The sequence below is a fragment of the Streptomyces sp. NPDC052052 genome (genome assembly GCF_040680455.1).
Classification (GTDB): Bacteria; Actinomycetota; Actinomycetes; order Streptomycetales; family Streptomycetaceae; genus Streptomyces.
Genome location: NZ_JBFAWU010000020.1, coordinates 1 through 25,480, shown reverse-complemented (window position 1 = coordinate 25,480; position 25,480 = coordinate 1). Strand labels below are relative to the sequence as shown.

The window sequence follows — 25,480 nt, the reverse complement described above, 5'->3', positions numbered from 1 at the left end:
AACAGGACTCCCACGGCCTCTCTTGAACGCGTTCAAGAGAGGCCGTACAGTCACCACCGAACGCACTTGAACACGTTCAAGTCGGAGCTGCCCATGTCTGTTCTGGTCGATCTGATCGTGATGCTCGGCATGCTGGTGGTGGTTCCGCTGGGGTTACGCCTGACCGGTGCGCCCGATCTGGACCGGGTACGCCGCCTGTGGCCGCTCTTCGCCGTGCCCGGCGCCGCCGCGCTCTGGCTGCCGCGCGGCACACCCGACATCGCCCTGGCCACCTGCTACCCGCTCGGGGCCGTGTTCCTCGCGCTCCACGCCCTGCCCCGACTGCGCCGCGCCCTCGCGGCGCCCACCACCTCCGCAGCGGCCCCGGCCGAGATCGCTCTGCTCACCGCTCTCGTCGCGCCTTCGATCGCCGCGCTGGCACTGGTCGCCGAACGCTCGGGGCACACGCTCTTCGGCTTCGGGCTCGGCATCCTGGCGCTGACCGTGCCGCACTTCCACTTCGCGGGATTCGCCGCCGCCCTGGTGTCGGGGCTGGTCTGCCGGGTCGCCGACAGCGCCGCGGGAAGGTTCGCCGCGCTCAGCGTGCCGTCGGGCACCCTGCTCGTCCTGATCGGCTACTTCATCGGGGACTGGGCCGAACTGGCCGGCTCGGTCGTCCTGACCACGGGGATGTGGACCGTCGCCCTGCTCACCTGGGGATCGATCCGCGACGGGCAACACGACCGGATCACCCGGCTGCTGCTCGCCACCTCGTCCGCGGTGCTCGCGGTCACCATGGCGCTCGCACTGAGCTGGGCGCTCGGCGAGGCCAGCGGTCTCCCCCACCCCACCCTGACCTGGATGGCCGCCACCCACGGTCTGGGCAACGCACTCGGCTTCGCGCTCTGCTCCCTGCTCGCCTGGCAGAGGCTCCACCACCGCACCGGACCCGAAGGAAGGACCGCATGAGCGAGAAGGACCGCATGAGCGAGAAGGGCCGCATGAGCGCCCTCACGTATCCCGAGGTCGGCGCCACCCGGCTCGACCCGCTCCCCGACGGCTACCACCATCTCCGTCACCGGGCCCGGATCGGCCACGGCCGGGCCGACTTCGCGGCGGCGGGCGCGGCGGTCACCGAGTGGCGCATGCATCGCGCAACAGGGGCCCGGGCCCAGGCCTCGGCGGCCCGTGCCGAGGCCGGTGTCCAGGTCCGGGTGTCGCTGGGCGTCGGCCCGCTCCGGCTCGCCGCGCACTGCCAGGTCGTCTGGGCGACGTACGAGGACCACCGCATCGGGTTCGCCTACGGCACCGAGGCCCGGCACCCGGAACGCGGCGAGGAGTCCTTCGTGGTCGAGCTGGCCGACGACGGAACGGTGTGGTTCGCCGTCACGGCGTTCAGCCGCCCGGCCACGTGGTACACCCGGCTCGCCGGGCCGCTCGTACCGCTGGCCCAGCGGTGGTACGCCCGCCGGCTCGGTACGACCCTGCGGCGGCTCCTCGCCGACGGCCGCCGCGTGCGCTCCTGAGGGGCCTGGCCGTGCCCCCGGGCCGATACTGGAAACGATGGAGTGGTTCACCGCAGAGGGGTACTGGCTCAGCCGGCTGATCTTCCAACGGGCGCTGGCCGGGGTCTACCTGGTCGCGTTCCTCACCGCCGCACTCCAGTTCCGGGCCCTGATCGGCGAACGCGGGATGCTGCCGGTGCCCGACTTCCTGCGGCGTACCGACTGGCGCGACGCGCCCGGCCTCTTCCGGCTCCACTACTCCGACCGTTTCTTCGCCCTCGTCTGCTGGACCGGCTGCGCGCTCGCCGTCGCGCTGCTCGCCGGGGCGGACGCGTACGTCCCGCTCTGGGCGGCGATGGTGCTCTGGGCCCTGCCCTGGGCGCTCTATCTGTCGATCGTCCAGGTCGGCCAGACCTGGTACGGCTTCGGCTGGGAGTCGCTGCTGCTGGAGACCGGCTTCCTCGCCGTCTTCCTCGGCAACGCGGACACGGCTCCGCCCGTGCTGGTGCTGTGGCTGCTGCGCTGGGTGCTGTTCCGGGTGGAGTTCGGGGCCGGGCTGATCAAGATCCGGGGCGACTCCTGCTGGCGCAAGCTGACGTGTCTGTACTTCCACCACGAGACCCAGCCGATGCCGGGACCGCTGAGCTGGTTCTTCCACCGGCTGCCGAAGCCCCTCCACCGGGCCGAGGTGGCGGCCAACCACGTCACCCAGCTCGTGGTTCCGGTGCTCCTCTTCGCTCCGCAGCCGGTGGCGAGCGTGGCGGCGGGGCTGATGATCGTCACCCAGCTGTGGCTGGTCGTCTCGGGCAACTTCGCCTGGCTGAACTGGCTGACGATCACGCTCGCCCTCTCGGCCGTCGACTGGTCCCTGTTCACCCAGCCGCCCGCGCAGTCCGCGCCGCCGCTCTGGTACGAGGTCGTCGTCATCGCGGTCGCCGCACTGATCGTGTTCCTCAGCTACCGCCCGGCGCGGAATCTGATCTCGCGCCGCCAGGTGATGAACCGCTCCTTCGATCCGCTCCATCTGGTCAACACCTATGGTGCGTTCGGCAGCATCAGCCGGGTCCGGCTGGAGGTCGTGGTCGAGGGCACCGACGAGCGGGTGCTCCACGAAGGCACCGCCTGGAAGGAGTACGGCTTCCGCGGCAAGCCCGGCGATCCGCGCCGGCTGCCCCGCCAGTTCGCCCCGTACCATCTGCGGCTGGACTGGCTGATGTGGTTCGCGGCGCTCTCCCCGGCCTACGCGGGCCTCTGGTTCGGCCCGTTCGTCGCGCGGTTGCTGGAGAACGACCGGGACACTCTGCGGCTCCTGCGCCACAATCCGTTCCCGGCTGCCCCACCCGTGCATGTCCGCGCCAGGCTGTACCACTACCGGTACACCACCTGGCGCGAACTGCGCGCCACCGGGCGCTGGTGGCACCGCACCTATGTCCGGGAGTTCATGCCCCCTGTCTCGCTCGGGCCCCGCCTGCGCAGCCCGAGCAGCAGGTCCTGAGCACCCGGAGCCGCCTCCCGTCCGACGGGGCGGCCCGCTATCGCGCTTCCTCCCGGGCCCGCAGCAGCTTGGTGATCTGCCGGACGAGCTCGTCGTCGCTGGTCACGACCTTGGCCGGGAGCAGGGCGCCGAGGCGCTCGGCGGTCTGGAAGTCGTAGGCACGTTCCACTTCCGAACCCGGCACCTTTTCGTACTCGTCCGCGGCACGGAAACCGACGGCCAGATCGACCACCTTCGCGATGATCCAGGTGAGGATGAAGGAGAACGCGATCACGGACACGATCGCCACGCACTGCTTGCCCAGCAGCCCCCAGCCGCCTCCTTCGAAGAGCCCCTTCTTGCCACTGATGCGCGCGGTGGCGAAGAGGCCGACCATGATCAGTCCGACCAGCCCTCCGACACCGTGCACGCCCACCACATCGAGTGTGTCGTCGACGTTGAAACGGAACTTGAGCGTGACCGCATAGGCGCAGACCGCCCCCACCACGAGGCCGGTGATGACCGCACCGAGTGTGTCGATCTCGCCACAGGCCGGCGTGATGGCGACCATACCGGCGACGGCCGAGGAGACCACACCCATGGTGGTGACCCTGCCGGTGCGCAGTTTCTCGACCAGTGGCCAGGTGATCATCGCGCCCGCGGCACCGAGCTGGGTGTTGATGAACGCGCCGGCCGCCGTGCCCTGCGTACTCAGCGCGGAGCCGGAGTTGAAGCCGAACCAGCCGAACCAGAGCAGCCCGACACCGATCACCACGAGCGGAATGTTGTTGGGTCTCTCCTCGCGGCGGGCGAAGTCGCGCGGGGTCCGCAGGACCAGCGCGACGGCGAGGCCGGCCACTCCGGAGTTGAGTTCCACCGGCAGGCCGCCGGCGAAGTCGAGCGCACCGAGGTGCTTCACGATCCAGCCGTCCGTGTCGAACACCCAGTGCGCGAGCGGGACATAGACGATCAGGAGCCACAGGACGACGAAGACGAGCCAGCCCTTCATCGTGGCGCGGTCCGCGATCGAACCGCTGACCAGCGCGACGGTGATGATCGCGAAGCCCATCTGGAACGTGCTGTAGATGTACGTGGGGATGTGGCCGGTCAGGGTGGTCAGCCCGATGTCGTTCATGAACACGTGGTCCAGGCCGCCGATGAGCCCCGCGCCGCCGATATCGGGACCGAACGCGAGGGTGTACCCGATGATCCACCAGACGAGCGTGCCGAAGGCGAGCGCGGCGAAGCTCATCTTGATCATCATCAGGACGTGCTGGGTGCGCACCATGCCGCCGTAGAAGAACGCCAGCCCCGGTGTCATCAGCAGGACCATGGCGGTGGCGGCGAGCAGCCAGGCAGTGTCACCGGAGTCGTATGCGGGTGGCATCGGCGCGGGAGCGGTAATCATCGGCGGATACCTCGCAGAGGTGTGGGGGTGTGGGGAACGGGCCCTACGGCTTGCGCAGGGCGGGGGCCGGATGACCGGTGAGGAGCAGGTGTACGCAGGACCGGGCGGCGTCGTGCGCGGCGGCGACCCGCACGGGGCTGTCGCCGAGGAGCCGGACCCAGGCCCCGCAGTCGCGGGGCAGCACGCTGACGCCGTACAGGACACCGAGCCCGGCCAGCGCGTCGTGCAGCGTGTCGGCGATCTCCCCGGCGGGGAGCCGGTCGCTGACGACGAAGAGCGAGGCGACGTGGTCGTGTCCGGCGAACACGCCCGGTCCCACGCCCGCGTGGCCGGGTCCGGCCGCACCGGAGGTCAGCCGCAGGGTGTCGATGGCGAGCAGGGTGCCGTCGGGCCGGGCGATGCGCAGATCCGTGGCCAGGACCCGGTAGGCGTGGCGCTCGCCGCGGGCGAGCCGCCCCGCGGTGACGGTGTCGCCGATCACCACGGTGGCGCCGCTCGCGACCGTCACCTCGGTGCGCTGGTAGAACCGCGAGTCCCTGAACGGGATCAGCGGATCGGGCAGGTACTCGACGTAGGCGTCCTCGTGGGCTGTCAGCTGGACCCGCTGGCTCGCGTAGTCGTGTTCCATCCGGAAGATCTTGGTGGCCGCCTGGGTGGTCAGGTGCACCTCGGTGCCGGGCCCGCAGCGGAAGTCCATCCGGTAGCGGTCGGCCTGGGCGATGCCGCCGCCGGTCGCCATCAGATAGACGTAACTCATCCCGGGCATGGCGGGATCGATCCACAGCGGACGCATGATCTGCAGCGGCGTCTTCTGGTAGCGCTCGACCAGTTCGGTGCGTCCGGCCCGTACCTCGAAGCCCAGGTCGAGGATGCCGACCTTGGCCGGGGAACCCGCGGCGAGCGTGTCGGGGACGGATGCCAGGCCTGCCACGTCCGGCGGGACGCGGACCGGGGAGTAGTGGGCGGGCGCGAGCCGGTCGGGGGTGCGGCGGTCCATGGTGAGCAACACGTCAGATCAGCACCTTGCGGCGTGATTCGAGATAGCCGACGACGTCCTCGATGCCGACGCCGGTGAGGCAGTCGGTGAGGACGACGGGGCGGTTGTCGCGGACCCGGTGGGCATCGGCCTCCATGATCCCGATGTCGGTGCGCACGTACTGCGCGATATCGATCTTGTTGATGACGAGCAGGTCGGAATCGGTGATGCCGGGCCCGCGTTTGCGAGGCATCTTCTCGCCCTCCGCGGTGTCCAGGACGAAGAGGAAGAGATCGACGAGTGCGGGGCTGAAGGTGAGGGTGAGGTTGTCGCCGCCGGACTCGTAGAGCAGTGTGTCGGTGTCGGGGAAGCGCTCCAGCATCTCGGCACCGGCCGCCAGGTTCATCGTGGGGTCGTCGCGCACCGCGGTGTGCGGGCAGGCACCCGTCTCGACGCCGACCACACGCTCCGGTTCGAGGACCCCGTCCAGGGTGCGGCGGACGTGCTGGGCGTCCTCCTGCGTATAGATGTCGTTGGTGATGACGCAGGGGTGGTGGCCGCGTTCGATCAGCATCGGTACCAGCGCCTCGATGAGCGCGGTCTTGCCGGATCCGACCGGTCCGCCGATACCGACCCGCAGTACTTTGTCGTCCATGATGCTCCCTGGCTGGTGAGGGGTGGATGGTGCGGCCGTGGCGTGATCAGCTGGCGAAGAGCCGGGCCTCGGCGCGTTCATGACGGCCCGACATGACGTCCGATGCGAAGACGGTGGCTCCGAGGTCCTCCAGATCGCGGTGCAGCGCTTCCTCGGCGGCCGCTTCGATGACGGGTGCGGCACCCCGTAGCAGGGTCTGCGCCCCTCGGTGGTCGGTGAGGCGCAGCCGCAGGGCCGCGCCCGCGAAACTCGCACAGAAGGCGAACAGGTCCGAGACGACGGCCTGCGGGGCCGGCACGCCGGTGGCCGCGTAGATGACTCCCGCGGCCACCGCCTGGTTCCCGGGCGCCTCCCGGCGCACGACACGCTGGAAGTAGTCACCGATCTCCGGGCGGTCGAAGACCTCCTGGGCGAGGTCGAGCAACTGCCGGCCGGTGCGGGTGGCCGCCTGGCGCATCTCGCGGCCCAGCTTGGTCGCGAACAGGTGCTCGTCGACGGCGACGACGGCATCCGGATCACCCGCCCCGGTCGCCCGGTGGGCGAGCGCCAGCGCGGTGGCATCGGCCGGTCCGACCCCGTGCAGCAGCAGGTCCTCGAGCAGCGACGGCAGACTGCCGCGGTCCACTGCCCCGGCCTGGGCGAAGCCCTCGAGACTGTGCGACAGCGTGTAGAAACCGCTCGGGAACGCCGAGTCGGACAGCTGGAGGCTGACCAGCAGCGGCCCCGGGCCGGGCCGGCCGCCCCCGGTCCCGGCGGCTGAGCCCGCCGCGGTCGGGACCGGGTCGTGCAGGAAGTCGTTCCGGTCGCGGTACATCGGCCCTAGACCAGGAAGAAGAGGTGGTTGAGGGGCAGTTTCTCGGCCGGGTCGATGGTGGCGACCTTGCCGTTGAGCGTGACCTTGAACGTCTCCGGGTCGACCTTGATGTCGGGCAGTTCGCTGTTGCGGACCATGTTGTGTTTGCCGATGGTCCGGGTCCGGCGCACCGGCAGCACCTTGCGCTCCAGCCCCAGCTCGGCCGGGACCCCGGCGGCGATTCCGGCCTGGGACATGAAGGTGACGTGCGTCGACTGCATCGCCTTGCCGTACTGGCCGAACATCGGCCGGTAGATGACGGGTTGAGGGGTCGGCAGCGAGGCGTTGGGGTCTCCCATCTGCGCCCAGGAGATGATGCCGCCCTTGATGACCATCTTCGGTTTGGCGGCGAAGGAGTGGATGGGCCAGAGCACGATGTCGGCGATCTTGCCCTTCTCGATCGAGCCGATGTAGTCGGAGATCCCGGTGGCGATGGCCGGGTTGATGGTGACCTTCGCGAGGTAGCGCAGCACCCGCTGGTTGTCGTTGCGGGCGGAGTCGCCCTCCAGTACGCCGAGTTTGTCCTTGCAGTGGTGGGCGGTCTGGAAACACCGGGTCACCGATTCGCCGACCCGGCCCATGGCCTGCGAGTCGGAGGAGAACATGCTGATCACACCGAGGTCGTGCAGCACCGACTCGGCGGCGATGGTCTCGGCGCGGACACGGCTGTCGGCGAAGGAGACGTCCTCGGGGATGTCGTGGCTGAGGTGGTGGCAGACCATGACCATGTCGAGCAGCTCGTCCACCGAGTTCTTGGTGTACGGCAGCGTCGGGTTGGTGGAGGACGGCAGAATGTTCGGCTCGCCGGTGACCCGCAGGATGTCCGGCGCGTGACCGCCGCCCGCGCCCTCGCTGTGGAAGGTGTGGATGGTGCGGCCGTCGATCGCGGACCTGGTGTCCTCGAAGAAGCCGCTCTCGTTGAGGCTGTCCGTGTGAATGGTCACCTGGACGTCGTGCTGGTCCGCGACGGCCAGGGCGTTGTCGATGACGGCCGGGGTGGCACCCCAGTCCTCGTGGACCTTCAGTGCGCAGGCTCCGGCGACGATCTGCTCGTGGAGCGCCTCCGGCAGGCTGCCGTTGCCCTTGCCCATGATGCCCACGTTGACCGGGAGGGTCTCGGCCGCTTCGAGGAACCGGGCGATGTTGAACGGGCCGGGCGTGCAGGTGGTGCCGTTCGTGCCGTCGGACGGGCCGGTGCCACCGCCGATGAGGGTGGTGATGCCGTTGGTGAGTGCCTGCTCGGCCTGTTGCGGGGAGATCAGGTGGACGTGGCTGTCGATGGCGCCCGCGGTGGCGATGAGGTGTTCGCCGGCGATGGCCTCGGTGCCGGGCCCGATGACCAGGTCCGGGTGGACGTTGTTCTGGGTCTGCGGGTTGCCCGACTTGCCGATGCCCGCGATGAAGCCGTCCTTGATGCCGATGTCGCACTTGACGACACCGACGACCGGGTCGATGACGACCACGTTGGTGATGACGGTGTCCAGAGCGCCCTGGGAGGAGGTGGCCTGCGGGTCGGAGGCCATGCCGTCACGCATGGTCTTGCCGCCGCCGTAGAGGACCTCGTCCCCGTACTGTCCCTCGCTGAAGTCCTTCTCGACCTCGACGACGAGATTGGTGTCGGCAAGGTGGAAACGGTCGCCGACGGTCGGGCCGAACATGTCGGTGTACTGCTTGCGCGGCAGGATGGGCATCAGTGCGAACCCTTCTTGTCCTTGGGGCCCTTGGAGTCCTTGGACTCCTTGGATTCCTTCGAGCCCTTCGATTCCTTCGTCTCCTTGCCGGCGTTCTTCGCCGGGGTACCGGCTCCTCGGAAGCCCTGCTCGATCGCCTTGCGGACGGCCTCCACCTTGGCCGGGTGCGAGGCGAGACTGCCGTTGAGCAGCCCGCTGAAGCCGACCAGGCGGCCGGTTCCGGCGTACGCGCACAGCTCGACCTCGCGCGATCCGCCGGGCTCGATGCGTACGGACGTTCCGGCGGGGATGTTGAGGTGCATGCCGAGGGCCTTCTGGCGGTCGAACGACAGGGCCGAGTTGACCTCGAAGAAGTGGAAGTGCGACCCGACCTGCACGGCGCGGTCGCCGGTGTTGCTGACGGTGAGGGTGACGGTGCGGCGACCGGCGTTGATCTCGACCGGATCCTCGCCGTAGAGATACTTCTGACGGAACGTCATGCAATGCTCCTGAGGGCTGGACCCGCATCGTGGCGATGCGGGTGCTGGTACGTGTGCGTATGTCCGTGACCACGTCCGTGGTCGTGCCCCTCGCCCGCCGGATGGCTGTGCGAGTGGCCGTGGTCGTCGGCGGCTCTCAGCCCGCCGGCGATCCCGTCGTCGCCGTGCTCGGCGGCCCTTCGGGCGTCGGCCACGCGTTCGGCGAGGACTCTGGCCAGCGCTGCGGGCGGCACCAGTGGGCCGGCTCGATCGACGTGCACGCCCGGTACGTCGGGCGCCTCCGGCCGTGCGAACGCGGCCGGGAGGAGCACCACCCGCGAGGCGCCGAGCAGCCCGCAGCGCCGGACCCCCTCGGCCGGATCGGGGTCGCCGCCAGTGAACGCGACCTCGACCAACGGATGGTTGCCGTAGCGGCGGACCAGACTCGCGACCCGGTACAGCTCGGCGTCGTCGAACGGGTCGCCGGACGGCGCGGTGAGGAGCAGCGCGGAACTGCCGGGTGTCCGGCCCGCAGCCGCGCGCAACCAGGCCACGAGGTGCTGGGAGGTCCCGAACGGTGCGGCGAGCACGGTCCCGGAGCGTTCGGCGACGGGCAGCGCCCGCAGCGTGCGGGCGGTGTCCGCGACGAGTTCCGGGTCGCGGCCCAGCGTCATGGGCACGACGCACACGTCCTCACCCGGGCGCCTCGGCCCCGCGATGCTCCGGAACAGCTCCCGTCCGCTTCTCACGACGGTCACCGCCGGATCCACCAGGCCGTGCAGGGCGCTTCCGAACGCGGCTTCGTGGCCGCACACGGCGATCACCCGGCAGCGGTCGGACACCGGGCTCAGCCGCCGATGGGGTCGTGACAGGACACCAGTTTGGTGCCGTCCACGAAGGATGCCTCGACCTGCAGCAGCCCGAGCATGTCCCGGACGCCGGGCATGGTGTCGTCCTCGTTGACGATCCGGCGGCCGAGCTCCATGCAGTCGGCGACGCTCTTGCCGTCCCGGGCGGCTTCCAGAATGGCTTCGGTGATCAGCGCGACGGACTCGCTGTAGTTGAGCTTGAGACCGCGGCCCTGGCGTCTGCGGGCCAGGTCGGCCACGACGTACACGAGCAGCTTGTCGATCTCGCGAGGTGCGAGGTTCATCGTCAGTACCTTCCTCGGGGGATGTACGGGGAGGGGCAGGGGGTGCCCGTGGAAGCGGTCAGCCGCTCCGGCGCAACCGCGGCAGCAGGGGAACGGCCGCCATCAGGACCCAGGTCGTGAGGATGAACGGCCAGGTGAAGGTGTGGCCGCCGAACGGTTTGAAGAACGAGGTCAGCGAGGCGGTCAGTCCGGTGGTGGCCGCGGCGCCGAAGAGCGCGTACACGCCGTTCCAGACCGTGCCGCTGAGGAAGACCGCGCCGACGGCGATGGCGACGAGCACGGCGTTGTAGCCGTAGATGCCCCCCGCGATGAGGGCGGTGGGGGCGCCGAGCGCCCAGGCCGCGACGATCCCGACGATGCTGCCGGCGGCCGCGAACAGCACGACGCGCACTCCGGCCAAGGCCAGGCCGACGAGCATGATGAGTCCGACGTACCACTGACCGACCAGGAAGATCTGCGACACGTTGGTGAAGAAGGCGTGCCACAGGTCGCCCCAGGTGATGCCGGTGTCGCCTGTGGTGGTGCTGGACACCGCTCTCGGGGAGCCGTGCCAGACCCGCCCGAAGTGCGGTGCACCGACCACCATGACGCCGGAGACCAGGCAGAACGGCGCGGTGAGCGCGGTCAGCCCGTAGGGCGCAAGCAGGGTCGTCAACGCCGCCATCAGCAGGGTGCAGATGATCGCGCCGAGCACCGCGAGCACATAGGTCGCGGGATGGTGGCCCAGCGAGGTGACCAGTGCGATGCCGGTGAGGCAGCCGCAGTAGCCCTGGAGGCCCTGAGCGATGCCGGACCTGTCGACGTCGAGCGCGTAGGCGGTCACGGTGGAGACCACCGCGCCGATCGTGGCGAAGAGACCGATCCGCCAGCCCGCCACCCAGAGCGAGGCGAGAATGAACAGCCCCGTCCAGATTCCGGGCTGGAGGTCGACCTGCCCGAATCCCCGCACCGACGCCAGCAGCCCGGCGGCGGGCTGATGGCTCTCGAGTTTCCGGATGACAGCCGGTTCGGGAACAGACAAAGCAGGCTCCAACGGATCGGCGGGGAAACGCCCTCACATGGATGCGGAGCGAACAGACAGGCTCTGAACGTCATCAAATACACACGGAGTGCGACGTATCGAGCGGAGGAGGAATCCGCTGCACCGTTGAGGTGCAACTCGCACCCGTTGAGTGCGCTTCTGCTTGCGCCGCCCTGCTCGCTCATTACGTTCGCTGGATGCCCCCCAAGCTGCATCTGCACCTCCTCACGCACCCCGACCACCACCCCGGTGTGCAGTACACCGTCGTGGGTGCCGTGGCGATCGGCGGCGCCGCGGGAGCCGGCGCCCGCTACGGAGCCGAACGGCTCTGGCCGACCGGCACCTCCGCGTTCCCCTGGACGATCCTGCTGATCAACGTGGTGGGCTGCTTCCTCATGGGTGTCCTGATGGTCACCGTGAAGCTGCTCCTGCCCGGCGCTCCGCGTCTGGTCAGCCCGTTCCTGGGCACGGGCCTGCTCGGCGGGTTCACGACGTTCTCGCACTACACGGACAACGTGCGCCAGCTCTTCGATGCCGGCCGGCCCGGCTATGCGGTCGGCTGCCTGCTGCTGACGATCGTGGCCGCGGTGGCGGCCGTGTCCTTGGGGGCCTTCGCCACGCACCTCGTGTTCGGAAGCCGACGCCGGACTCCGGACGGCTCCTGATGATCGACTGGCTGCTCGTACTCGCCGGCGGGCTGGTCGGCGCCCCCGTTCGCTACCTGCTCGGGGTGGACGCCAAGTTCCGTCTCCACAGCGTCTTCCCCTGGGGCACGTTCGCCGCCAATGCCGGCGCGGCGCTGATTCTCGGCTTCCTCTCCGAGGCGGTGACCGACGGCAACCTCGGGAACCGGCTGCTGCTCCTGCTCGGCACCGGGTTCTGCGGTGCGCTGTCGACCTGGTCGACGTTCTCCTACGAGCTGCTGACCCTCACCTCGGCCCGGCGCCTGGGCATCGCGGCCGGTTATCTGCTGATCACCGTGGCCGTGGGGGTCGGCCTGTCGTTCGCCGGGGCCGCGGTGGCGAAAGCGTTCCTGTGACCGGCGTTACCGGCACGGAACCGGCCGAGCTCCGGCCCACCCCTGGCAGGGGCGGGCCGGAGCTCGGCCGTGAAGGTGTGAGACGTGAAGGTGTGAAACGGTCAGTCGATGCCGGGCAGGATGTGCGGCTCCGCGAGGTCCTCCTCGTAGCCGGCCAGCCGGATCGGTGCGGACCTGGCCCAGACCTCGATGTTCCGGAGCTTCTCGGCCTTGTCGGTCCGCTCTCCGTGCTGCCGTGGGGACGGCCGCTTCTCGCGCTTCGTCAGTTCTGGTGTCGTCACCGCGCACTCCTTTGTGTCGCGTAACCCTGGGCGTCGCCGACGCTCCGGCCTCATTGCCGGGACTCGGCCATCCGCGAAGGGCATGGGAAAAAATGGGTTCGGTCGCGGTGGCGCCGGGCTACGGGGCGGGACGGGGACTTGGTTGACAAGCCTGTCCCAGGATGGTCGAGGCGATTTCGTGAACTCCTCGATGACGTCCGTTCGCATCAGGTTAACCAAATGAGCGCGTTCCCGCTCGATGGAACGTGTGCACTATGTCACTTTCAGCCATTCCACACGAAAAGACCCGGCCGGGAACGAGTCCCGGCCGGGTCCATGGCGCCGCGCGAGCACAGCTCCACCGGTTGCCTACCAGTTGGCGGGCGCGTAGTCCTTGAGGAAGCAGCCGTACAGATCCTCGCCGGCTTCGCCGCGCACGATCGGGTCGTAGACGCGGGCGGCGCCGTCGACCAGGTCGAGCGGGGCGTGGAAGCCCTCCTCGGCGAGGCGGATCTTGTCGGGGTGCGGGCGCTCGTCGGTGATCCAGCCGGTGTCGACGGCGGTCATCAGGATGCGGTCCTTCTCGAACATCTCCTGGGCGCTGGTGCGGGTGAGCATGTTCAGCGCGGCCTTGGCCATGTTGGTGTGCGGGTGACCCGCGCCCTTGTAGCCACGGCCGAAAACGCCCTCCATCGCGGAGACGTTGACCACGTAGGCACGCCCGGCGGCCGTCGCCGCCATCGCCGGCCGGAGCCGGCTGATCAGAATGAACGGCGCGGTGGAGTTGCAGAGCTGGACTTCCAGCAGTTCGATCGGCCCGACCTCGTCGACGGTCTGGACCCAGCTGTTGGTGTCGTGCAGGTCGGGCACCAGACCACCCGCGTCGATCGCCGTTCCCGCGGCAATCCGCTCCAGTGAGGCCGAACCGGTGACCAGGGCGAGCTCGGTGACGTCCTGCGCGCTCAGCCCCTCCTTGCGGGCGGCCGGGAGGGCCGCCACCCGGTCGACCGTGCCGCTGCCGAAGGTGCCGATGACCTCGGCAGCGGGCAGCTCCCCCGCCGGGAGCGGGGCCGACTCCGCCTGGACCAGTTCGCTGTACGCGTTCGCGGACCGGCGTACGGTCTGTGCCGCGTTGTTGATCAGGATGTCCAGCGGCCCCTCGGCCGCGACCGAGTCGGCGAGCGCGACGACCTGGGCGGGGTCACGCAGATCGATACCGACGATCTTCAGACGATGGATCCACTCGTCGCTGTCCGGCATCGCCTTGAAGCGGCGGATCGCGTCATTGGGGAACCGGGTGGTGATGGTGGTGTGGGCACCGTCGCGCAGCAGCCGCAGAGCGATGTACATGCCGATCTTCGCCCGCCCGCCGGTGAGGAGCGCGCGGCGTCCACCGAGGTCGGTACGGGCGTCCCGGCGCGCCCGGTTCTCCTGGGCGCACTGCTGGCAGAGCTGGTGGTAGAACGCGTCCACCTCGACGTACCGGGTCTTGCAGATGTAGCAGGACCGCGGGCGCTGGAGTATGCCCGCGATCTCGCCGACGGTCGAGGACGACGGCAGAACACCCTGGGTCTCGTCGTCGATGCGCTCGGCCGATCCGGTCGCGGTGGCCTCGGTGACGGCCTTGTCGTGCGCGGTCTTCGCGGCGCGGCGCTCCTGTCGGCGGCGCTGCTTCACGGTCCGGTAGATCCCGGCCGTGGCGCGGCGCACCGCGATGGCGTCGGGGTGGTCGACCTCGATGCCGTCCAGCTCGTCGAGCACGCCCAGGCAGACGGCCAGCCGCTCCGGGTCGATCCCGGGGCCGAACTCCTCAGTTCCGGGAGCGAGCTCCGGGTTGCCCTTGGAAACCGTCATTGCCGTTCCTCTGTCACTTGTCTCTTGTGGCACCGACCGCGGTCGCCGGTCCCGCCGGGCCGAACGCCCCGGTCAGGGCCCGAACGCCCCGGTCAAGTCTGCCATGCACAGAACCCTGCTCCGTTCGCGTGGTTCACCGCCTCTCCGCCGCATTCCGCGGGCGCGCGTGTGCTCGCGCGCAGCCTCCGCCGGCCGGGCTGCTCCCTGGCGCCGCGGTCACATATGCTTCGCTGCGGTCTGTCCGTGGCGCAGAACTGTCGGGTCTTTCCGGAGTGGGACCGTTCGTCGCGGGTAGGCGCACAGCGATCAGCTGTCATCGAACACCCCTGCGTCGCCCGGGCTGGAGCACATGAACGAAGAGGCCACCTCGCGACCGGCCGACGGTCCCTGCGGGGAGCGGCTCTCCGAGGTACTGCACAGCGCCGAGGTGTTCGACGGCGAGCCCGGCTGCATCGCCCGGGCTCGGGATCTGGCCGACCGCTTCCTGGTCCGGCTGGCCGCCGAGTGGCTCGCGGTGTTCGGCGAGCGCACCCGCGGCGATCTGATGCTGGCCGTGAGCGAGCTGGTGACCAATGCGGACCGCTACAGCCAGGGGCCGTATCTCCTGGAGCTGGAAGGCACCGCGGAGCGGGTCAGCGTCACGGTGTACGACAGCAGCACGGCCCTGCCGCTCCTCTGCGCGCCCGACCCGACGCGTCCGGGCGGCCACGGCATGGAGATCGTCGTGGCGTTGTGCGACCGGCTGACCGCCGAGCGCGTCCCGGTGGGCAAGCGCATCCGCGCCGAGTTCGAGCTGAGCAGCTGAACCGAGGGCGGGCGGGGACCGCCCCGGCCGCCACCGAGGGTGGCCGCTCCGCGGTCCGGGAGGAGAAACACCGCCGGGAGGAGGACACGGGGAGTAGCCGTGTACTACCGAAGCAGTACACGGAATTGACGCCTCGGGGACGACGACGCGGCCACCCGGAAGCGACATCGTGGTGTTCATGAGTTCCCTAGGGCTTTCCGTCCTTCTGTCGTTGCTCTCCGCAGTCACTTATGCGGCCGGAGCGATCGTCCAGGAACACGTGGCCACGGTGCGTAACGGCGGTTCACCGGCGCCGCTGCGCAACCGTGTCTGGTGGGCCGCTGTGGCGCTGAACGGCTTGGGAGCGTTGTTGCACGTCGTCGCCCTGGCCTACGGTCCGCTCAGTCTGGTCCAGCCGCTCGGGGCGCTGACCATCGTCTTCGCCCTGCCGATGGCGGCACTCTTCGTGCGCCGCCGGGCAGGTGCCACCGCGTGGCGTGGCGCGATCATGACGACCGTCGGTCTGGCGGGCCTGCTCGCACTCACCGGTCACTCCGCGTCGCACACCCTGAGCGCTCCGGATCAGCTGAGGCTCGCCGGGGTCGCTCTGGCTGCGGTCACCGCACTCTTCCTGATCTCCAGGGGCATGGACCGGCCGATGGTGCGGAGCGTGATCCTGGCGGCAGGGGCGGGCGTCGCCTTCGGCATCGCCTCGGTGTTCACGAAGACGGTGGCGGTGCAGTGGGTCTCCGGTGCGGCGTGGGCCGGACTGACGGCGCTGTCGGCGATAGGCACCTTCGCCGCTGCCGGGCTGCTGCTGTCCCAGGCCGCGTACCGGGACGCCGGGTTGACCGCGCCGCTGGCGACGGTGACCGTGGTGAACCCGGTGATCGCGGCTGCTGTCGGCATCACCCTGTTCGACGAGGGGTTCCGCCGAGGTACGCCCGGCACCGCGCTCGCGCTGGCCTGCGGAGTGGTCGCGGCGGGCGGGCTGATGCTCCTCACGACGGAGCGGCTGGGTACCGGACACAGCGCCGCGCCGACGGTCGGGGGCGCGCGCCCGGGCACTCCGGGAGACGGGACGGACCCGGTCGGCCCGGTTCCACAGGCGTGCCCAGGGGTGTGCGCCGATGGCGCTGCGACGGTGCCGGCAGACCTGTCCCGGCCGGCCGGGACGCAGCCGGTCGTGGTCCTCGCCGCCCCTGCGTCGACGACGCCCGGCGCGGCCGGCGAGGCCCTCGGGGATGCCTTCTCGAAGGACCCTGTGCAACAGCCTCTGATGATGCCTCTGGAGCGCCGGATCGGCCGGGTGAAGCCCGGGCCCGGTCTGTCGTCGCGCACCGACGGCACCGCAGGACCGGCCGGCGTGTCCGCGGGGACCGGCCGCTCCGGCTGACCCCGGCCGGGCCCCGGCGGCCGGGGTCAGACGCTGACGCCACCCGCCCTGAGGTAGGCCAACGGGTCGACGTCCGAGCCGTAGCCGGGCCCGGTACGGATCTCGAAGTGCAGGTGAGGACCGGTGGCGTTCCCGGTGGAGCCGGAGCGCGCGATCCGCTGGCCCGCGGAGACATGACGGCCCTCGCGTACGTGAAGCGCGGACAGGTGGGCGTACTGGCTGTACTTGCCGTCGCTGTGCCGGATGACGATCTGGTACCCGTAGGCCCCCGCCCAGCCTGCCGAGACGACCGTGCCGGAACCGACCGCCTTCACCGACGTGCCGGTCGGGACAGGGAAGTCGACCCCGGTGTGATAGCCGCTGGACCAGGCACCGGCCCGGTGGTACGGGGTGCCGATGCCCGCCGCGACCGGAGCGACGAGACCGGAGCGCTCCTCGGTGCGCTCCGTCCTGTGGCTCGCGGCCTTCTTCTGCTGCTGTTTCGGCTGGGCGGTCCGTTGGTGGTCTTTCGCTTTCGCGGTCTCGTGCTGGGCTTTCGCGGTCTCGTGCTGGGTCTTCGCTGTCTGCTTCTTCGCTGTCTGCTTCTTCGGCGCGGCGGTCCGGTGCTGCGGTTCCGTCTTCCGGGTGGTGACCGTCCCCGCCGTGTCCGGCTCGGGCTCCGCCGCGGTCCCCTTCGCCGAGCCCGCCGCGGAGCCGCTCTTCGATGTCCGGGCGCCGTCGAGGCTCAGACGCTGTCCCGGGAAGATGAGATCCGGGTCGTCCCCCACGACCTTCCGGTTGGCCGAATAAAGGTGCCGCCAACCGCCGCTGACGTGCTCGCCGGCCGCGATTGCGGACAGTGAGTCACCCGTGGCCACGGTGTACGACTCGCGCTTGCCCGGCACCGTGGTCGGTGTGGCCGCAGTGGACGTCCGTTTCGTCTCCGGCTTCCCCGTGGACTGCTTCTCCGCAGTGCTCTTCTCGCCGGTCCGGGCCCGTTCGGTCCGCGCGGACTGCTCCTGGACACCGTTGGCTTCCCCGCCACCGGTCAGCCCGGCCCGTGTCGCGCAGTGCGGCCAGGCACCGGGGCCCTGTCCTTCGAGCACCTTCTCGGCGATGGCGATCTGTTCGTCCCTGGTGGCCAGGTCGGCGCGCGGGGCGTAGACCGTGCCGCCGTACGCGGCCCAGGTCGACCGGGTGAACTGGAGACCGCCGAAGTGGCCGTTGCCGCTGTTGATGTGCCAGTTTCCGGTGGACTCGCAGGCAGCGACCTTCTCCCACGCGTCGGCCGACGCGGCTCCCGCGGATCCGCTCGCGATGAGCGGGAGGGCGATGCCCGCGCCGCCGACGGTGACTGTGAGCGAGGCACGGTTGATCCGGCTGGGCTGATATCTGCGGTGCCGTCCGTTCGCGGCCATGAATCGGCTCCCCCACTGGCAGTAGGACACGTCGCAAGCGCCCAACTTATGGGCAGGAAAAGCGAGATGACAAGAGAGCGAGGAAGGCTCGCCCGTCACGGGCGACTCTGTGGACACTGCCGTCCGGGATCCGTGGCCGGTCCATACGGCCCATGCCGAACAGGCCGCCCCGGTACCCCGTATCCATACTGAAGATCCCGGATCCCCCACAGATTGCGGAGCACACAGATGAGCGGCACCGCGCAGATCGGCGTCACCGGGCTTGCGGTCATGGGCCGCAATCTCGCTCGCAACTTCGCCCGCAACGGCTTCACGGTGGCCGTGCACAACCGTACGACCGCGAAGACGGATGCCTTGGTCGACGAGTTCGGCGACGAGGGGTCGTTCGTCGCCGCGCGCACTCCGGAGGAGTTCGTCGCGGCGTTGGAACGTCCACGCCGACTGGTCGTGATGGTGAAGGCGGGCGATCCGACGGACGCCGTGATCCAGGAGTTCGCCCCGCTCCTCGAAGAGGGCGACGTCATCATCGACGGGGGCAACGCGCATTTCGAGGACACCCGCCGCCGTGAGAAGGACCTGCGCGAGCGCGGCATCCACTTCGTGGGTGTCGGCATCTCGGGCGGTGAGGAGGGTGCGCTCAACGGGCCGAGCATCATGCCGGGCGGCTCGCCCCAGTCGTACGCGTCGCTCGGGCCGCTGCTGGAGAAGATCGCGGCCAAGGCGAAGGACGGCACCCCGTGCACCACGCACATCGGCCCCGACGGCGCCGGGCACTTCGTGAAGATGGTGCACAACGGCATCGAGTACGCCGACATGCAGTTGATCGCGGAGGCGTACGACCTGCTGCGCGGTGTGGCGGGCTACTCCCCCGCTCAGATCGCCGAGACCTTCCGCAGCTGGAACACCGGCCGCCTGGACTCGTATCTGATCGAGATCACGGCGGAGGTCCTCGCCCACGTCGACGCAGCCACCGGAAAGCCCTTCGTCGACATCGTGCAGGACCGCGCGGAGCAGAAGGGCACGGGCCGCTGGACCGTACAGATCGCACTGGACCTCGGGGTGCCGGTCTCCGGCATCGCGGAGGCCGTCTTCGCTCGCTCACTGTCCGGCCACACGGATCTCCGCGAGGCGGCCAAGGGCCTGGGAGGTCCGTCGCGCCAGGCGCTCGGCGCATCGGAGGCGGCGGCCTTCGCCGACCGGGTGGAACAGGCACTCTACGCATCCAAGATCGTTTCGTATACGCAGGGGTTCCACCAGATCAGGGCGGGCAGCGAGGCCTACGACTGGGACATCGACCTCGGCGCCGTGGCGTCCATCTGGCGCGCCGGGTGCATCATCAGGGCCGCCTTCCTGGACCGGATCCGGGCGGCCTACGACAATCGCCCCGACCTGCTGAGCCTGCTCTCGGACGAACAGTTCAGGCAGGAGATCGGTGCGGCGCAGGACGACTGGCGCGCCGTGGTCGCCGAGGCGGTACGCCAGGGCGTGCCGACGCCCGGATTCGCTGCCGCGCTCTCGTACTACGACGGGCTGCGCGCGGACCGGCTGCCCGCGGCGCTCACCCAGGGGCAACGCGACTTCTTCGGCGCGCACACCTACCGGCGCACGGACCGCGAGGGCTCCTTCCACACGCTCTGGGGCGGTGACCGGTCCGAGGTCGAGGCGGGCTGATCCGCGGGGCCGCAGGCATTGCAGGGTTGTCGCGGTGATCACGGCCACCCGAGCAGCCATCCGATCGGGTGACCCGGGGTGCGGGGCCGTCATCCGTGTGCGTAAGTGGCACCGGGACGTCTTGCCGTCCCGGACCCGTGTCCCTCTTGCCGTTCCGTACCACTGACGACCCATGGAGCCGCCGCATGTCCGACGCCCCGCCGGAGCCGGTCGCGGCCCAGCCCGTCGTCGCGCCGCTGACCACCGCCGCCCTGATCCTGGTCGCCACGATCGAGCCCGGCGGTGAGACCGTCGTGCGCGAGGTGCTGCCCGAACTGCCGTCGATCGCCCGATCCATCGGTTTCCGGTTCCCGGGTGCCGACCTGGGCGTGGTCACGGCCTTCGGCTCCGACGCCTGGGACCGGCTGTTCGCGGGGCCGCGCCCGGCGGGGCTCCACCCGTTCCGGGAACTGCACGGTGTCCGGCACCACGCCCCTGCCACCCCGGGCGATCTGCTGTTCCACATCCGGGCCGAGCGGATGGACGTCTGCTACGAGTGGGCGGCCCAGCTCCTCGACCGGCTCGGCGACGCGGTGCACGTCGTCGACGAGACCCAGGGGTTCCGCTACTTCGACCACCGGGATCTGCTCGGCTTCGTCGACGGCACCGAGAATCCGTTGGGTGCGGGTGCACGATCGGCGGCCCTGGTCGGTGCCGAGGATCCGGAGTTCGCGGGTGGCAGCTACGTCATCGTGCAGAAGTACGTGCACGACCTCGCGTCCTGGAAATCGCTGAGCACCGAGGCACAGGAACGGGTCATCGGCCGTACGAAGTCCGACGACGTCGAGTTCCCCGACGACGTCAAACCCGCCGACTCGCACGTCGCGCTCAACACAATCACCGAACCGAACGGCACCGCGCGCGAGATCCTGCGCGCCAACATGCCGTTCGGAAGCTTCGAACAGGGCGAGTTCGGCACGTACTTCATCGGTTACGCCGCCGATCCGGAGGTGACCGAGCAGATGCTCCGCAACATGTTCCTCGGCAGTACCGACGCCACGCACGACCGCATCCTCGACTTCTCGACCGCGGTCACCGGCACGCTCTTCTACGCCCCCAGCGCCGACTTCTTCGGCACCCCGCCACCGTCGCCCGCCAGGTCAGGGACCGAGGCCCTGCCGGAACCGGTCTCCGCACCGGCGGAGACACCGGCCCCGGTCCCGGCCCGTTCGACCGACGGTTCGCTGCACATCGGCAGCCTGCAAGAAAGCGCCCAGTGATGAACAACCTCCACCGCGAACTCGCCCCCGTCACGGATGCCGCCTGGGACCAGATCGAAGAAGAGGCCCGGCGCACCTTCAGCCGCCATGTGGCAGGACGCCGGGTCATCGATGTCACCGGCCCGCACGGCCCCGAGCTGGCCGCCGTCGGCGACGGTCATCTGCGCGACATCGACCCGCCCACACCGGACGTGACCGCCCGGGCCCGCACCTCGATGCCCGTCATCGACTGGCGGGTGCCTTTCACGGTGACCCGGGCGGCGGTGGACGACGTCGAGCGGGGCTCCGACGACAGTGACTGGCAGCCGGTCAAGGACGCGGCACGTACCTGTGCGTTCGCCGAGGACATGTCGATCATCGACGGGTACGCGTCGGCCGGTATCACCGGCCTCCGGGACGGCTCCTCGCACACGCCGCTGCCGCTGCCGGCCGACGCCCGCGACTACCCGGCCGCCGTCAGCCAGGCCCTGACCCAGTTGCGGCTCGCCGGTGTCGACGGGCCGTACCGGCTCCTGCTCGGCGCCGACGCGTACACCGAGGCGACGGAGACCTCCGACCACGGATACCCGGTGTCCACGCACCTGGCCCGGCTGCTCGACGACAACATCCTGTGGGCACCCGCCGTCGCGGGCGGGGTGCTGCTGTCCACCCGTGGCGGCGACTTCGAACTGCGCCTGGGCCAGGATCTGTCGATCGGCTACCTGGACCACGACGCGACCACCATCCGGCTCTACTTCTACCAGTCGTTCACCTTCCGGATGCTGACGCCCGAGGCCGTGGTCCCGATCATCGCCTGAGGATCCGACGACGGCGGAAGGCCACGCGCGGCCGGCCCGCACCACGACCTCCTCCACCGCGCCCGGCGTGACCGGGCGCGGTGGAGGAGGTCGTGCGGGAGCACGTGGCGCAGCAACCGACGCCGCTGGGCCCCTGGGCCGGAGGTTTGACGAACGCGCGGGCGGACGCCGTCCCCGCCGGGGCCTGAGACGCACCACCGGCAGAGCGGCGTCCGCCCGCGCGGCACGCGGGGTGCCGTCATCCGGCGTCATCCGGGCGGATGGGGTTGCGGTTCCGGTTCCGGCTCGGGCTGCGGCTGAGGCGGCTGCGGAATCGGATCGGGCGACGGGCCGGGCGGCACGGGTCCGGGCGGCGGAGGAGGCGGCTCCGGCAGCGGCGAGGGAGGCCCGGGCATCGGTCCCGGAGTGGGAGCCGGTGGCACGGGGTCGGGGTACGGATTGGTCATCGAGGGCCTCCGAGCAGTTCGCGGTGGATCTCCTTCCACCGTCTCCCGGAGCGGCTGACCTCGCCTGATGAGTCCCTACGTGAAAATTCCGAATGGTCCGCCCGGGTCTCCGGCGCTCCCGGCAGGTCAGGGCATGACAGCCGCCGCTGCGGTGAGGCCGGGCCGAGGACTGGAGAGCACCGGGATCCGGGTGACCGAACGGGTGACCGCGTCGTGGCCCGGCTCCACGACAGTGTGCACGGCGACCCGCGCTGCGGGGTCGCCGTCCATCACGGAGTACGCGGTGGCTCCGGCGGCCTTGCGGTCCTCGTACGCGATCAGGCTGCCGTGCGCACGGTCGTCGCGGATGCCGAGCTCGATCCGGTCGGCCCGTTCCTTCAGCGCGCCGCGGGCACGGCGTGCGGGCTCCGTTCAGTGCCGCTTCCGGGTACGGGGGCGGAGGCGTCGGCGCCGAGCGCCACGATGCGGTTCCCGGCGTCGACGTGCACGACACTCGGGGTCATCCGACGGGCCTCGGCGTCGTCGACCTGGGCGTAGCTGATCAGGATGACCAGGTCACCGGGGTGGACGAGATGGGCGGCGGCACCATTGATACCGATGACACCGGAGCCACGTTCGCCCTCGATGACGTACGTCTCCAGGCGGGCACCGTTGTCGATGTCGACGATGTGCACGAGCTCACCGGGCAGCAGGTCGGCGGCTTCCATCAGCTCGGCATCGACCGTGACGGACCCGACGTAGTGCAGGTCGGCATGGGTCACAGTGGCCCGATGGATCTTGGACTTGAACATTGTCCGAAACACGAAGAAACTCCTGACTCATCTGCTCCCTGCCCGCTTTTTTGCAGGTCAAGGGCGGTCTCCGGAGCCTACAACGATTCATATGTTCAGTGAGCTGTCCCCAGGTCATTGAGGGCTCGTGCTGACCGGTTGCCGACCTTCCTGACGCACGGCCAGGAGAGCGATCAAGGAATGGCAAACCTCTCCTGAAACCCCACGTCGCAGCGTGCTTTCCCGGACAGGCGAGCCAGCTGGTGTAAACGCCTTCCCGGGGTCCTGGGCCCCGGTGCCGGCCGACGCCTGCCCGGCCGGCACAGCGCGGCTCGCGCGACCGGGACCGGCGCCACCGGACCGGCAGCGGGACACCACGGGTTCAGGCTTCCCAGGAGAGTGGGCGCTTCTCGGCGTGGGCGAGGGTTCCCTCGGCGGCGGACACGGAGAGCAGCGTGGTGTCGGCCATCGAGGCCGGTGCCACCGGCTACCTGCTGAAGGACGCACCGCGCGAGGAACTGTTCCGCGTGGCAGTGGCGGCCGCGCGGGGACAGGCAGTGCTCTCCCCCGCGATCGAGACCCGGCTCATGGGCCAGGTGCGGTGGCCCGCGCCCGCGCCGCTCTCGGCGCGTGAACTGGAGATCCTCGAACTGGTTGCCAAGGGGACGACGAACCGCGAGGCGGCGAAGAAGCTCTTCATCAGCAAGGCGACGGTCCAGTCACACCTTCTGCACATCCATGCCGACCTCTGCATCACCGACCGGGCGGCGGCCGTGGCCGCCGGGTTCTCGCACCGCTATCTGACGCCCTGACGGGCCGCACACTCCTCGCGGGTGTGTCCTGTACGAGGGGCGTCCGGGAGGCACCCGCCCCGCGCTTCACCGTCCGCCGGCGGTCGGGCTCGGAGCGTCGACGGCCTCGGACAGGTGGCCGTCCAGGAGGCCGATGACCCGCGGCATCTCGTCCACGAGGAAGAAGTGGCCGCCGGGGAAGACCTGGAGATCGAACGCCCCGGTGGTGTGGGCCCGCCAGTCCTCCGCCTCGGCGACCGAGGTCTTGGGGTCGCGGTCACCGGTCAGGGAGGTGATCGGGCAGGTGACGACGGCGGCCTCGCCTGACCGGTAGGTCTCGATGGCGCGGTAGTCGGCGCGGAGCGCAGGCATCGCGGCAGCCATCAGTTCGGGATCGCTGAGAACGATGGACGAGGACCCGTCCAGGCGGCGGATCTCGTCCATGATCGCGTCGTCGCCGAGCAGGTGCACCCCACTGGTCGGCCCCAGCCCGATCGCGGGGCCTCGGCGGCCGGAGACGACCAGGCGGGCAGCGGGCCGCCCGGCCGCCTCGCAGCGGCGGGCCACTTCGAAAGCGACGACGGCGCCCATGCTGTGGCCGAACAGAACCAGGGGCAGCTCGGGCCGCCGGGCCAGCACCTCGTGGACACGGTCGGCCAGGACGTTCAGGTCGGCGATCGGCTCCTCGCGGCGGCGGTCCTGACGGCCCGGGTACTGGACGGCCAGGACCTCGACGCGATCGGCCGCGGCCAGCGCGAACGGCACGGGACGGTAGAACGGGGCGGTGCCGCCCGCGTGCGGGAAGCACACCAAACGGGCGGCGGGAGCCTCCGACTTGCGGTAGCAGCGCAGCCACAGCTCGTCGTCGGCGGCGGTGAGGTCGGGTCGGGTGGACATGGTTCTCCATTCAGTAATCGCGGTCGGAACCGATCTCGGCCTCGATGAGGGCAAGCAGTTCGTCGTCGGTGGTTTCGGACAGGGCGTCCGCGCGGGTCCGCCGGACCGGCCCGCCAGCGACTCCAGCCGGGCCAGGGCCCGCGCCCTGGCCGACGGATCCTCAGCGGGGTGAGCAGCTCTTCGAGGCCGTCGAGCGACACGGGCAACGGATCGGGGTGCAGCGCGGCGTACAGGTGGGGACGCCAGGCCGATGAGTGGCGGGTGATGCTATACCAGACCCGGCGGAAGGGCGAGGCCGGTGGCGGACGCGAGGCGGTTGCGCAGTTCAACAGCGAGGACGGAACTCAGCCCATGGGACTTGAACGTGCGGGTCGGGTGAACACTCCCCGACCCCGTCCCACGTCGAACGTCCGCCTGGGTCGGCCGCTCGGACCCGACGCCAAAAACCGTGGGCACCGCGGCTCCTGATGAGTTGACGCGCGCGCTTTAGGGCGTGCAAAGGTGCGCGCAAGAGGCCTTGGCGAGGCTGGCTCCCACCGCCACACCAGCCGGACTCGCCCAAGGGAGTACGCGTCGCATGACGAACAACGATGAGCGCCTTCGCGACTACCTCAAGCGCGCCACGGCCGATCTGCGCCAGGCACGCCGGAGGCTGAGCGAATACAAGGAGCCGATCGCGATCGTGTCGATGGCGTGCCGTTATCCCGGTGGGGTGCGGCGGCCGGAAGATCTGTGGCGGGTGGTGTCCGAAGGTATCGACACGGTGGGAGAGTTCCCCGAGGACCGTGGCTGGGACGTCGAGTCCCTCTACGACCCGGACCCCGAGCACGGAGGCACCAGCTACACGCGGTACGGCGGATTCCTCTACGACGCCGCGGAGTTCGACGCCGACTTCTTCGGGATCTCGCCGCGCGAGGCCCTGGCCACCGACCCGCAGCAGCGATTG

27 protein-coding genes and 2 pseudogenes are annotated in these 25,480 nt (G+C 70.1%); 13 read left to right on the top strand and 16 right to left on the bottom strand.

Annotation, left to right across the window (positions count from 1 at the left end; translation table 11 throughout):
• Positions 1-93 precede the first annotated feature (93 nt).
• From AB0L71_RS23225 to AB0L71_RS23215, 3 genes are read left to right on the top strand one after another with little or no spacing between them, the layout of a single operon-like run.
• Positions 94-948: a YndJ family protein gene (locus AB0L71_RS23225; RefSeq protein ID WP_365246163.1), complete on the top strand. Its 855-nt coding sequence runs from the start codon at positions 94-96 to the stop codon at positions 946-948.
• Between the two features lie 32 nt (positions 949-980).
• Complete coding sequence (locus tag AB0L71_RS23220) at positions 981-1,505, top strand: DUF1990 domain-containing protein (RefSeq protein WP_365246476.1); 525 nt, start codon at positions 981-983, stop codon at positions 1,503-1,505.
• 37 nt (positions 1,506-1,542) lie between these two features.
• On the top strand, positions 1,543-2,979 hold the full coding sequence (locus tag AB0L71_RS23215) for a lipase maturation factor family protein (RefSeq protein WP_365246161.1): 1,437 nt from the start codon (positions 1,543-1,545) through the stop codon (positions 2,977-2,979).
• Positions 2,980-3,016: 37 nt separating this feature from the next.
• Here the strand turns inward: AB0L71_RS23215 and AB0L71_RS23210 are convergent, their stop codons facing one another.
• The 9 genes from AB0L71_RS23210 to AB0L71_RS23170 are packed head-to-tail and all read right to left on the bottom strand — an operon-like array spanning position 3,017 to position 11,173.
• Positions 3,017-4,366 carry an ammonium transporter gene (locus AB0L71_RS23210; RefSeq protein ID WP_365246158.1) on the bottom strand — a complete coding sequence of 450 codons (1,350 nt, stop codon included), beginning with the start codon at positions 4,364-4,366 and terminating at the stop codon, positions 3,017-3,019.
• Between the two features lie 43 nt (positions 4,367-4,409).
• Positions 4,410-5,363 carry an urease accessory protein UreD gene (locus tag AB0L71_RS23205; protein WP_365246473.1) on the bottom strand — a complete coding sequence of 318 codons (954 nt, stop codon included), beginning with the start codon at positions 5,361-5,363 and terminating at the stop codon, positions 4,410-4,412.
• Between the two features lie 13 nt (positions 5,364-5,376).
• Complete coding sequence (ureG, locus tag AB0L71_RS23200; protein WP_365246155.1) at positions 5,377-5,997, bottom strand: urease accessory protein UreG; 621 nt, start codon at positions 5,995-5,997, stop codon at positions 5,377-5,379.
• A gap of 46 nt (positions 5,998-6,043) precedes the next feature.
• Complete coding sequence (locus tag AB0L71_RS23195) at positions 6,044-6,811, bottom strand: urease accessory UreF family protein (protein ID WP_365246152.1); 768 nt, start codon at positions 6,809-6,811, stop codon at positions 6,044-6,046.
• A gap of 5 nt (positions 6,812-6,816) precedes the next feature.
• Positions 6,817-8,541 (bottom strand): urease subunit alpha, encoded by a 1,725-nt coding sequence (ureC, locus tag AB0L71_RS23190; protein WP_365246149.1) that lies wholly within the window; start codon positions 8,539-8,541, stop codon positions 6,817-6,819.
• A complete protein-coding gene (locus AB0L71_RS23185; protein WP_365246146.1) occupies positions 8,541-9,020 on the bottom strand; it encodes an urease subunit beta in 480 nt (159 codons plus the stop codon). Before AB0L71_RS23185 ends, ureC begins: the two co-directional genes overlap by 1 nt.
• Positions 9,017-9,841: a cobalamin biosynthesis protein CbiX gene (locus tag AB0L71_RS23180; RefSeq protein WP_365246143.1), complete on the bottom strand. Its 825-nt coding sequence runs from the start codon at positions 9,839-9,841 to the stop codon at positions 9,017-9,019. Before AB0L71_RS23180 ends, AB0L71_RS23185 begins: the two co-directional genes overlap by 4 nt.
• 5 nt (positions 9,842-9,846) lie before the next feature.
• Entirely contained in the window at positions 9,847-10,152 is a 306-nt protein-coding gene (locus AB0L71_RS23175) for an urease subunit gamma (RefSeq protein WP_365246140.1), read from the bottom strand.
• A gap of 58 nt (positions 10,153-10,210) precedes the next feature.
• Positions 10,211-11,173: an urea transporter gene (locus AB0L71_RS23170; protein WP_365246138.1), complete on the bottom strand. Its 963-nt coding sequence runs from the start codon at positions 11,171-11,173 to the stop codon at positions 10,211-10,213.
• 197 nt (positions 11,174-11,370) lie between these two features.
• On the opposite strand from AB0L71_RS23170, the gene AB0L71_RS23165 reads away from it, so the two are divergent.
• Entirely contained in the window at positions 11,371-11,838 is a 468-nt protein-coding gene (locus tag AB0L71_RS23165; protein ID WP_365246135.1) for a CrcB family protein, read from the top strand.
• Entirely contained in the window at positions 11,838-12,212 is a 375-nt protein-coding gene (locus AB0L71_RS23160; RefSeq protein ID WP_365246132.1) for a CrcB family protein, read from the top strand. Before AB0L71_RS23165 ends, AB0L71_RS23160 begins: the two co-directional genes overlap by 1 nt.
• 101 nt (positions 12,213-12,313) lie before the next feature.
• Here AB0L71_RS23160 and AB0L71_RS23155 read toward each other — a convergent pair whose 3' ends face one another.
• Together AB0L71_RS23155 and AB0L71_RS23150 are read right to left on the bottom strand one after the other, a co-directional pair.
• Positions 12,314-12,493, bottom strand: a complete 180-nt coding sequence (locus tag AB0L71_RS23155) for a hypothetical protein (RefSeq protein WP_365246129.1) — start codon at positions 12,491-12,493, stop codon at positions 12,314-12,316.
• A 348-nt stretch (positions 12,494-12,841) separates the two neighbouring features.
• Positions 12,842-14,326 carry an SDR family NAD(P)-dependent oxidoreductase gene (locus AB0L71_RS23150; RefSeq protein WP_365246126.1) on the bottom strand — a complete coding sequence of 495 codons (1,485 nt, stop codon included), beginning with the start codon at positions 14,324-14,326 and terminating at the stop codon, positions 12,842-12,844.
• Between the two features lie 349 nt (positions 14,327-14,675).
• Here AB0L71_RS23150 and AB0L71_RS23145 point away from each other — a divergent pair, with 349 nt between their 5' ends.
• Both AB0L71_RS23145 and AB0L71_RS23140 read left to right on the top strand, forming a co-directional pair.
• Positions 14,676-15,131: an ATP-binding protein gene (locus tag AB0L71_RS23145; RefSeq protein WP_365246123.1), complete on the top strand. Its 456-nt coding sequence runs from the start codon at positions 14,676-14,678 to the stop codon at positions 15,129-15,131.
• A 178-nt stretch (positions 15,132-15,309) separates the two neighbouring features.
• The gene (locus tag AB0L71_RS23140; protein ID WP_365246120.1) at positions 15,310-16,506 is read left to right on the top strand and encodes a DMT family transporter; all 1,197 of its coding nucleotides are present in this window, start codon (positions 15,310-15,312) and stop codon (positions 16,504-16,506) included.
• A 26-nt stretch (positions 16,507-16,532) separates the two neighbouring features.
• Here AB0L71_RS23140 and AB0L71_RS23135 read toward each other — a convergent pair whose 3' ends face one another.
• Positions 16,533-17,903, bottom strand: coding sequence for a transglycosylase family protein (locus tag AB0L71_RS23135; RefSeq protein ID WP_365246117.1), 1,371 nt, complete (start codon positions 17,901-17,903; stop codon positions 16,533-16,535).
• A 228-nt stretch (positions 17,904-18,131) separates the two neighbouring features.
• On the opposite strand from AB0L71_RS23135, the gene gndA reads away from it, so the two are divergent.
• The 3 genes from gndA to AB0L71_RS23120 all read left to right on the top strand — a co-directional run bounded on the left by gndA (position 18,132) and on the right by AB0L71_RS23120 (position 21,630).
• Positions 18,132-19,574, top strand: a complete 1,443-nt coding sequence (gndA, locus tag AB0L71_RS23130) for an NADP-dependent phosphogluconate dehydrogenase (RefSeq protein WP_365246114.1) — start codon at positions 18,132-18,134, stop codon at positions 19,572-19,574.
• Positions 19,575-19,759: 185 nt separating this feature from the next.
• A complete protein-coding gene (locus AB0L71_RS23125) occupies positions 19,760-20,833 on the top strand; it encodes a Dyp-type peroxidase (RefSeq protein ID WP_365246111.1) in 1,074 nt (357 codons plus the stop codon).
• Positions 20,833-21,630: a family 1 encapsulin nanocompartment shell protein gene (locus tag AB0L71_RS23120; RefSeq protein WP_365246108.1), complete on the top strand. Its 798-nt coding sequence runs from the start codon at positions 20,833-20,835 to the stop codon at positions 21,628-21,630. The genes AB0L71_RS23125 and AB0L71_RS23120 overlap by 1 nt, the downstream gene beginning before the upstream one ends.
• A gap of 656 nt (positions 21,631-22,286) precedes the next feature.
• Here AB0L71_RS23120 and AB0L71_RS23115 read toward each other — a convergent pair.
• Together AB0L71_RS23115 and panD are read right to left on the bottom strand one after the other, a co-directional pair.
• Positions 22,287-22,457: pseudogene (locus AB0L71_RS23115) on the bottom strand (N-acetyltransferase); the annotation flags it as partial.
• The gene (gene panD, locus AB0L71_RS23110; RefSeq protein WP_365246105.1) at positions 22,454-22,879 is read right to left on the bottom strand and encodes an aspartate 1-decarboxylase; all 426 of its coding nucleotides are present in this window, start codon (positions 22,877-22,879) and stop codon (positions 22,454-22,456) included. The pseudogene AB0L71_RS23115 and the gene panD, both read right to left, overlap by 4 nt.
• 407 nt (positions 22,880-23,286) lie before the next feature.
• Here panD and AB0L71_RS23105 point away from each other — a divergent pair.
• A pseudogene (locus AB0L71_RS23105) lies at positions 23,287-23,658 on the top strand (response regulator transcription factor); the annotation flags it as partial.
• A 66-nt stretch (positions 23,659-23,724) separates the two neighbouring features.
• Here the strand turns inward: AB0L71_RS23105 and AB0L71_RS23100 are convergent.
• A complete protein-coding gene (locus AB0L71_RS23100) occupies positions 23,725-24,534 on the bottom strand; it encodes an alpha/beta fold hydrolase (protein ID WP_365246102.1) in 810 nt (269 codons plus the stop codon).
• Between AB0L71_RS23100 and AB0L71_RS23095 the strand changes: the two genes are divergently transcribed.
• A complete protein-coding gene (locus AB0L71_RS23095) occupies positions 24,527-24,706 on the top strand; it encodes a hypothetical protein (RefSeq protein ID WP_365246099.1) in 180 nt (59 codons plus the stop codon). The two genes, AB0L71_RS23100 and AB0L71_RS23095, sit on opposite strands and share 8 nt — an antisense overlap.
• Positions 24,707-24,801: 95 nt before the next feature.
• Here AB0L71_RS23095 and AB0L71_RS23090 read toward each other — a convergent pair whose 3' ends face one another.
• Positions 24,802-24,990, bottom strand: a complete 189-nt coding sequence (locus AB0L71_RS23090; RefSeq protein WP_365246096.1) for an acyl carrier protein — start codon at positions 24,988-24,990, stop codon at positions 24,802-24,804.
• A gap of 121 nt (positions 24,991-25,111) precedes the next feature.
• Here AB0L71_RS23090 and AB0L71_RS23085 point away from each other — a divergent pair.
• A partial coding sequence (locus AB0L71_RS23085) for a beta-ketoacyl synthase N-terminal-like domain-containing protein (RefSeq protein ID WP_365246093.1) occupies positions 25,112-25,480 on the top strand: 369 nt, incomplete at its 3' end.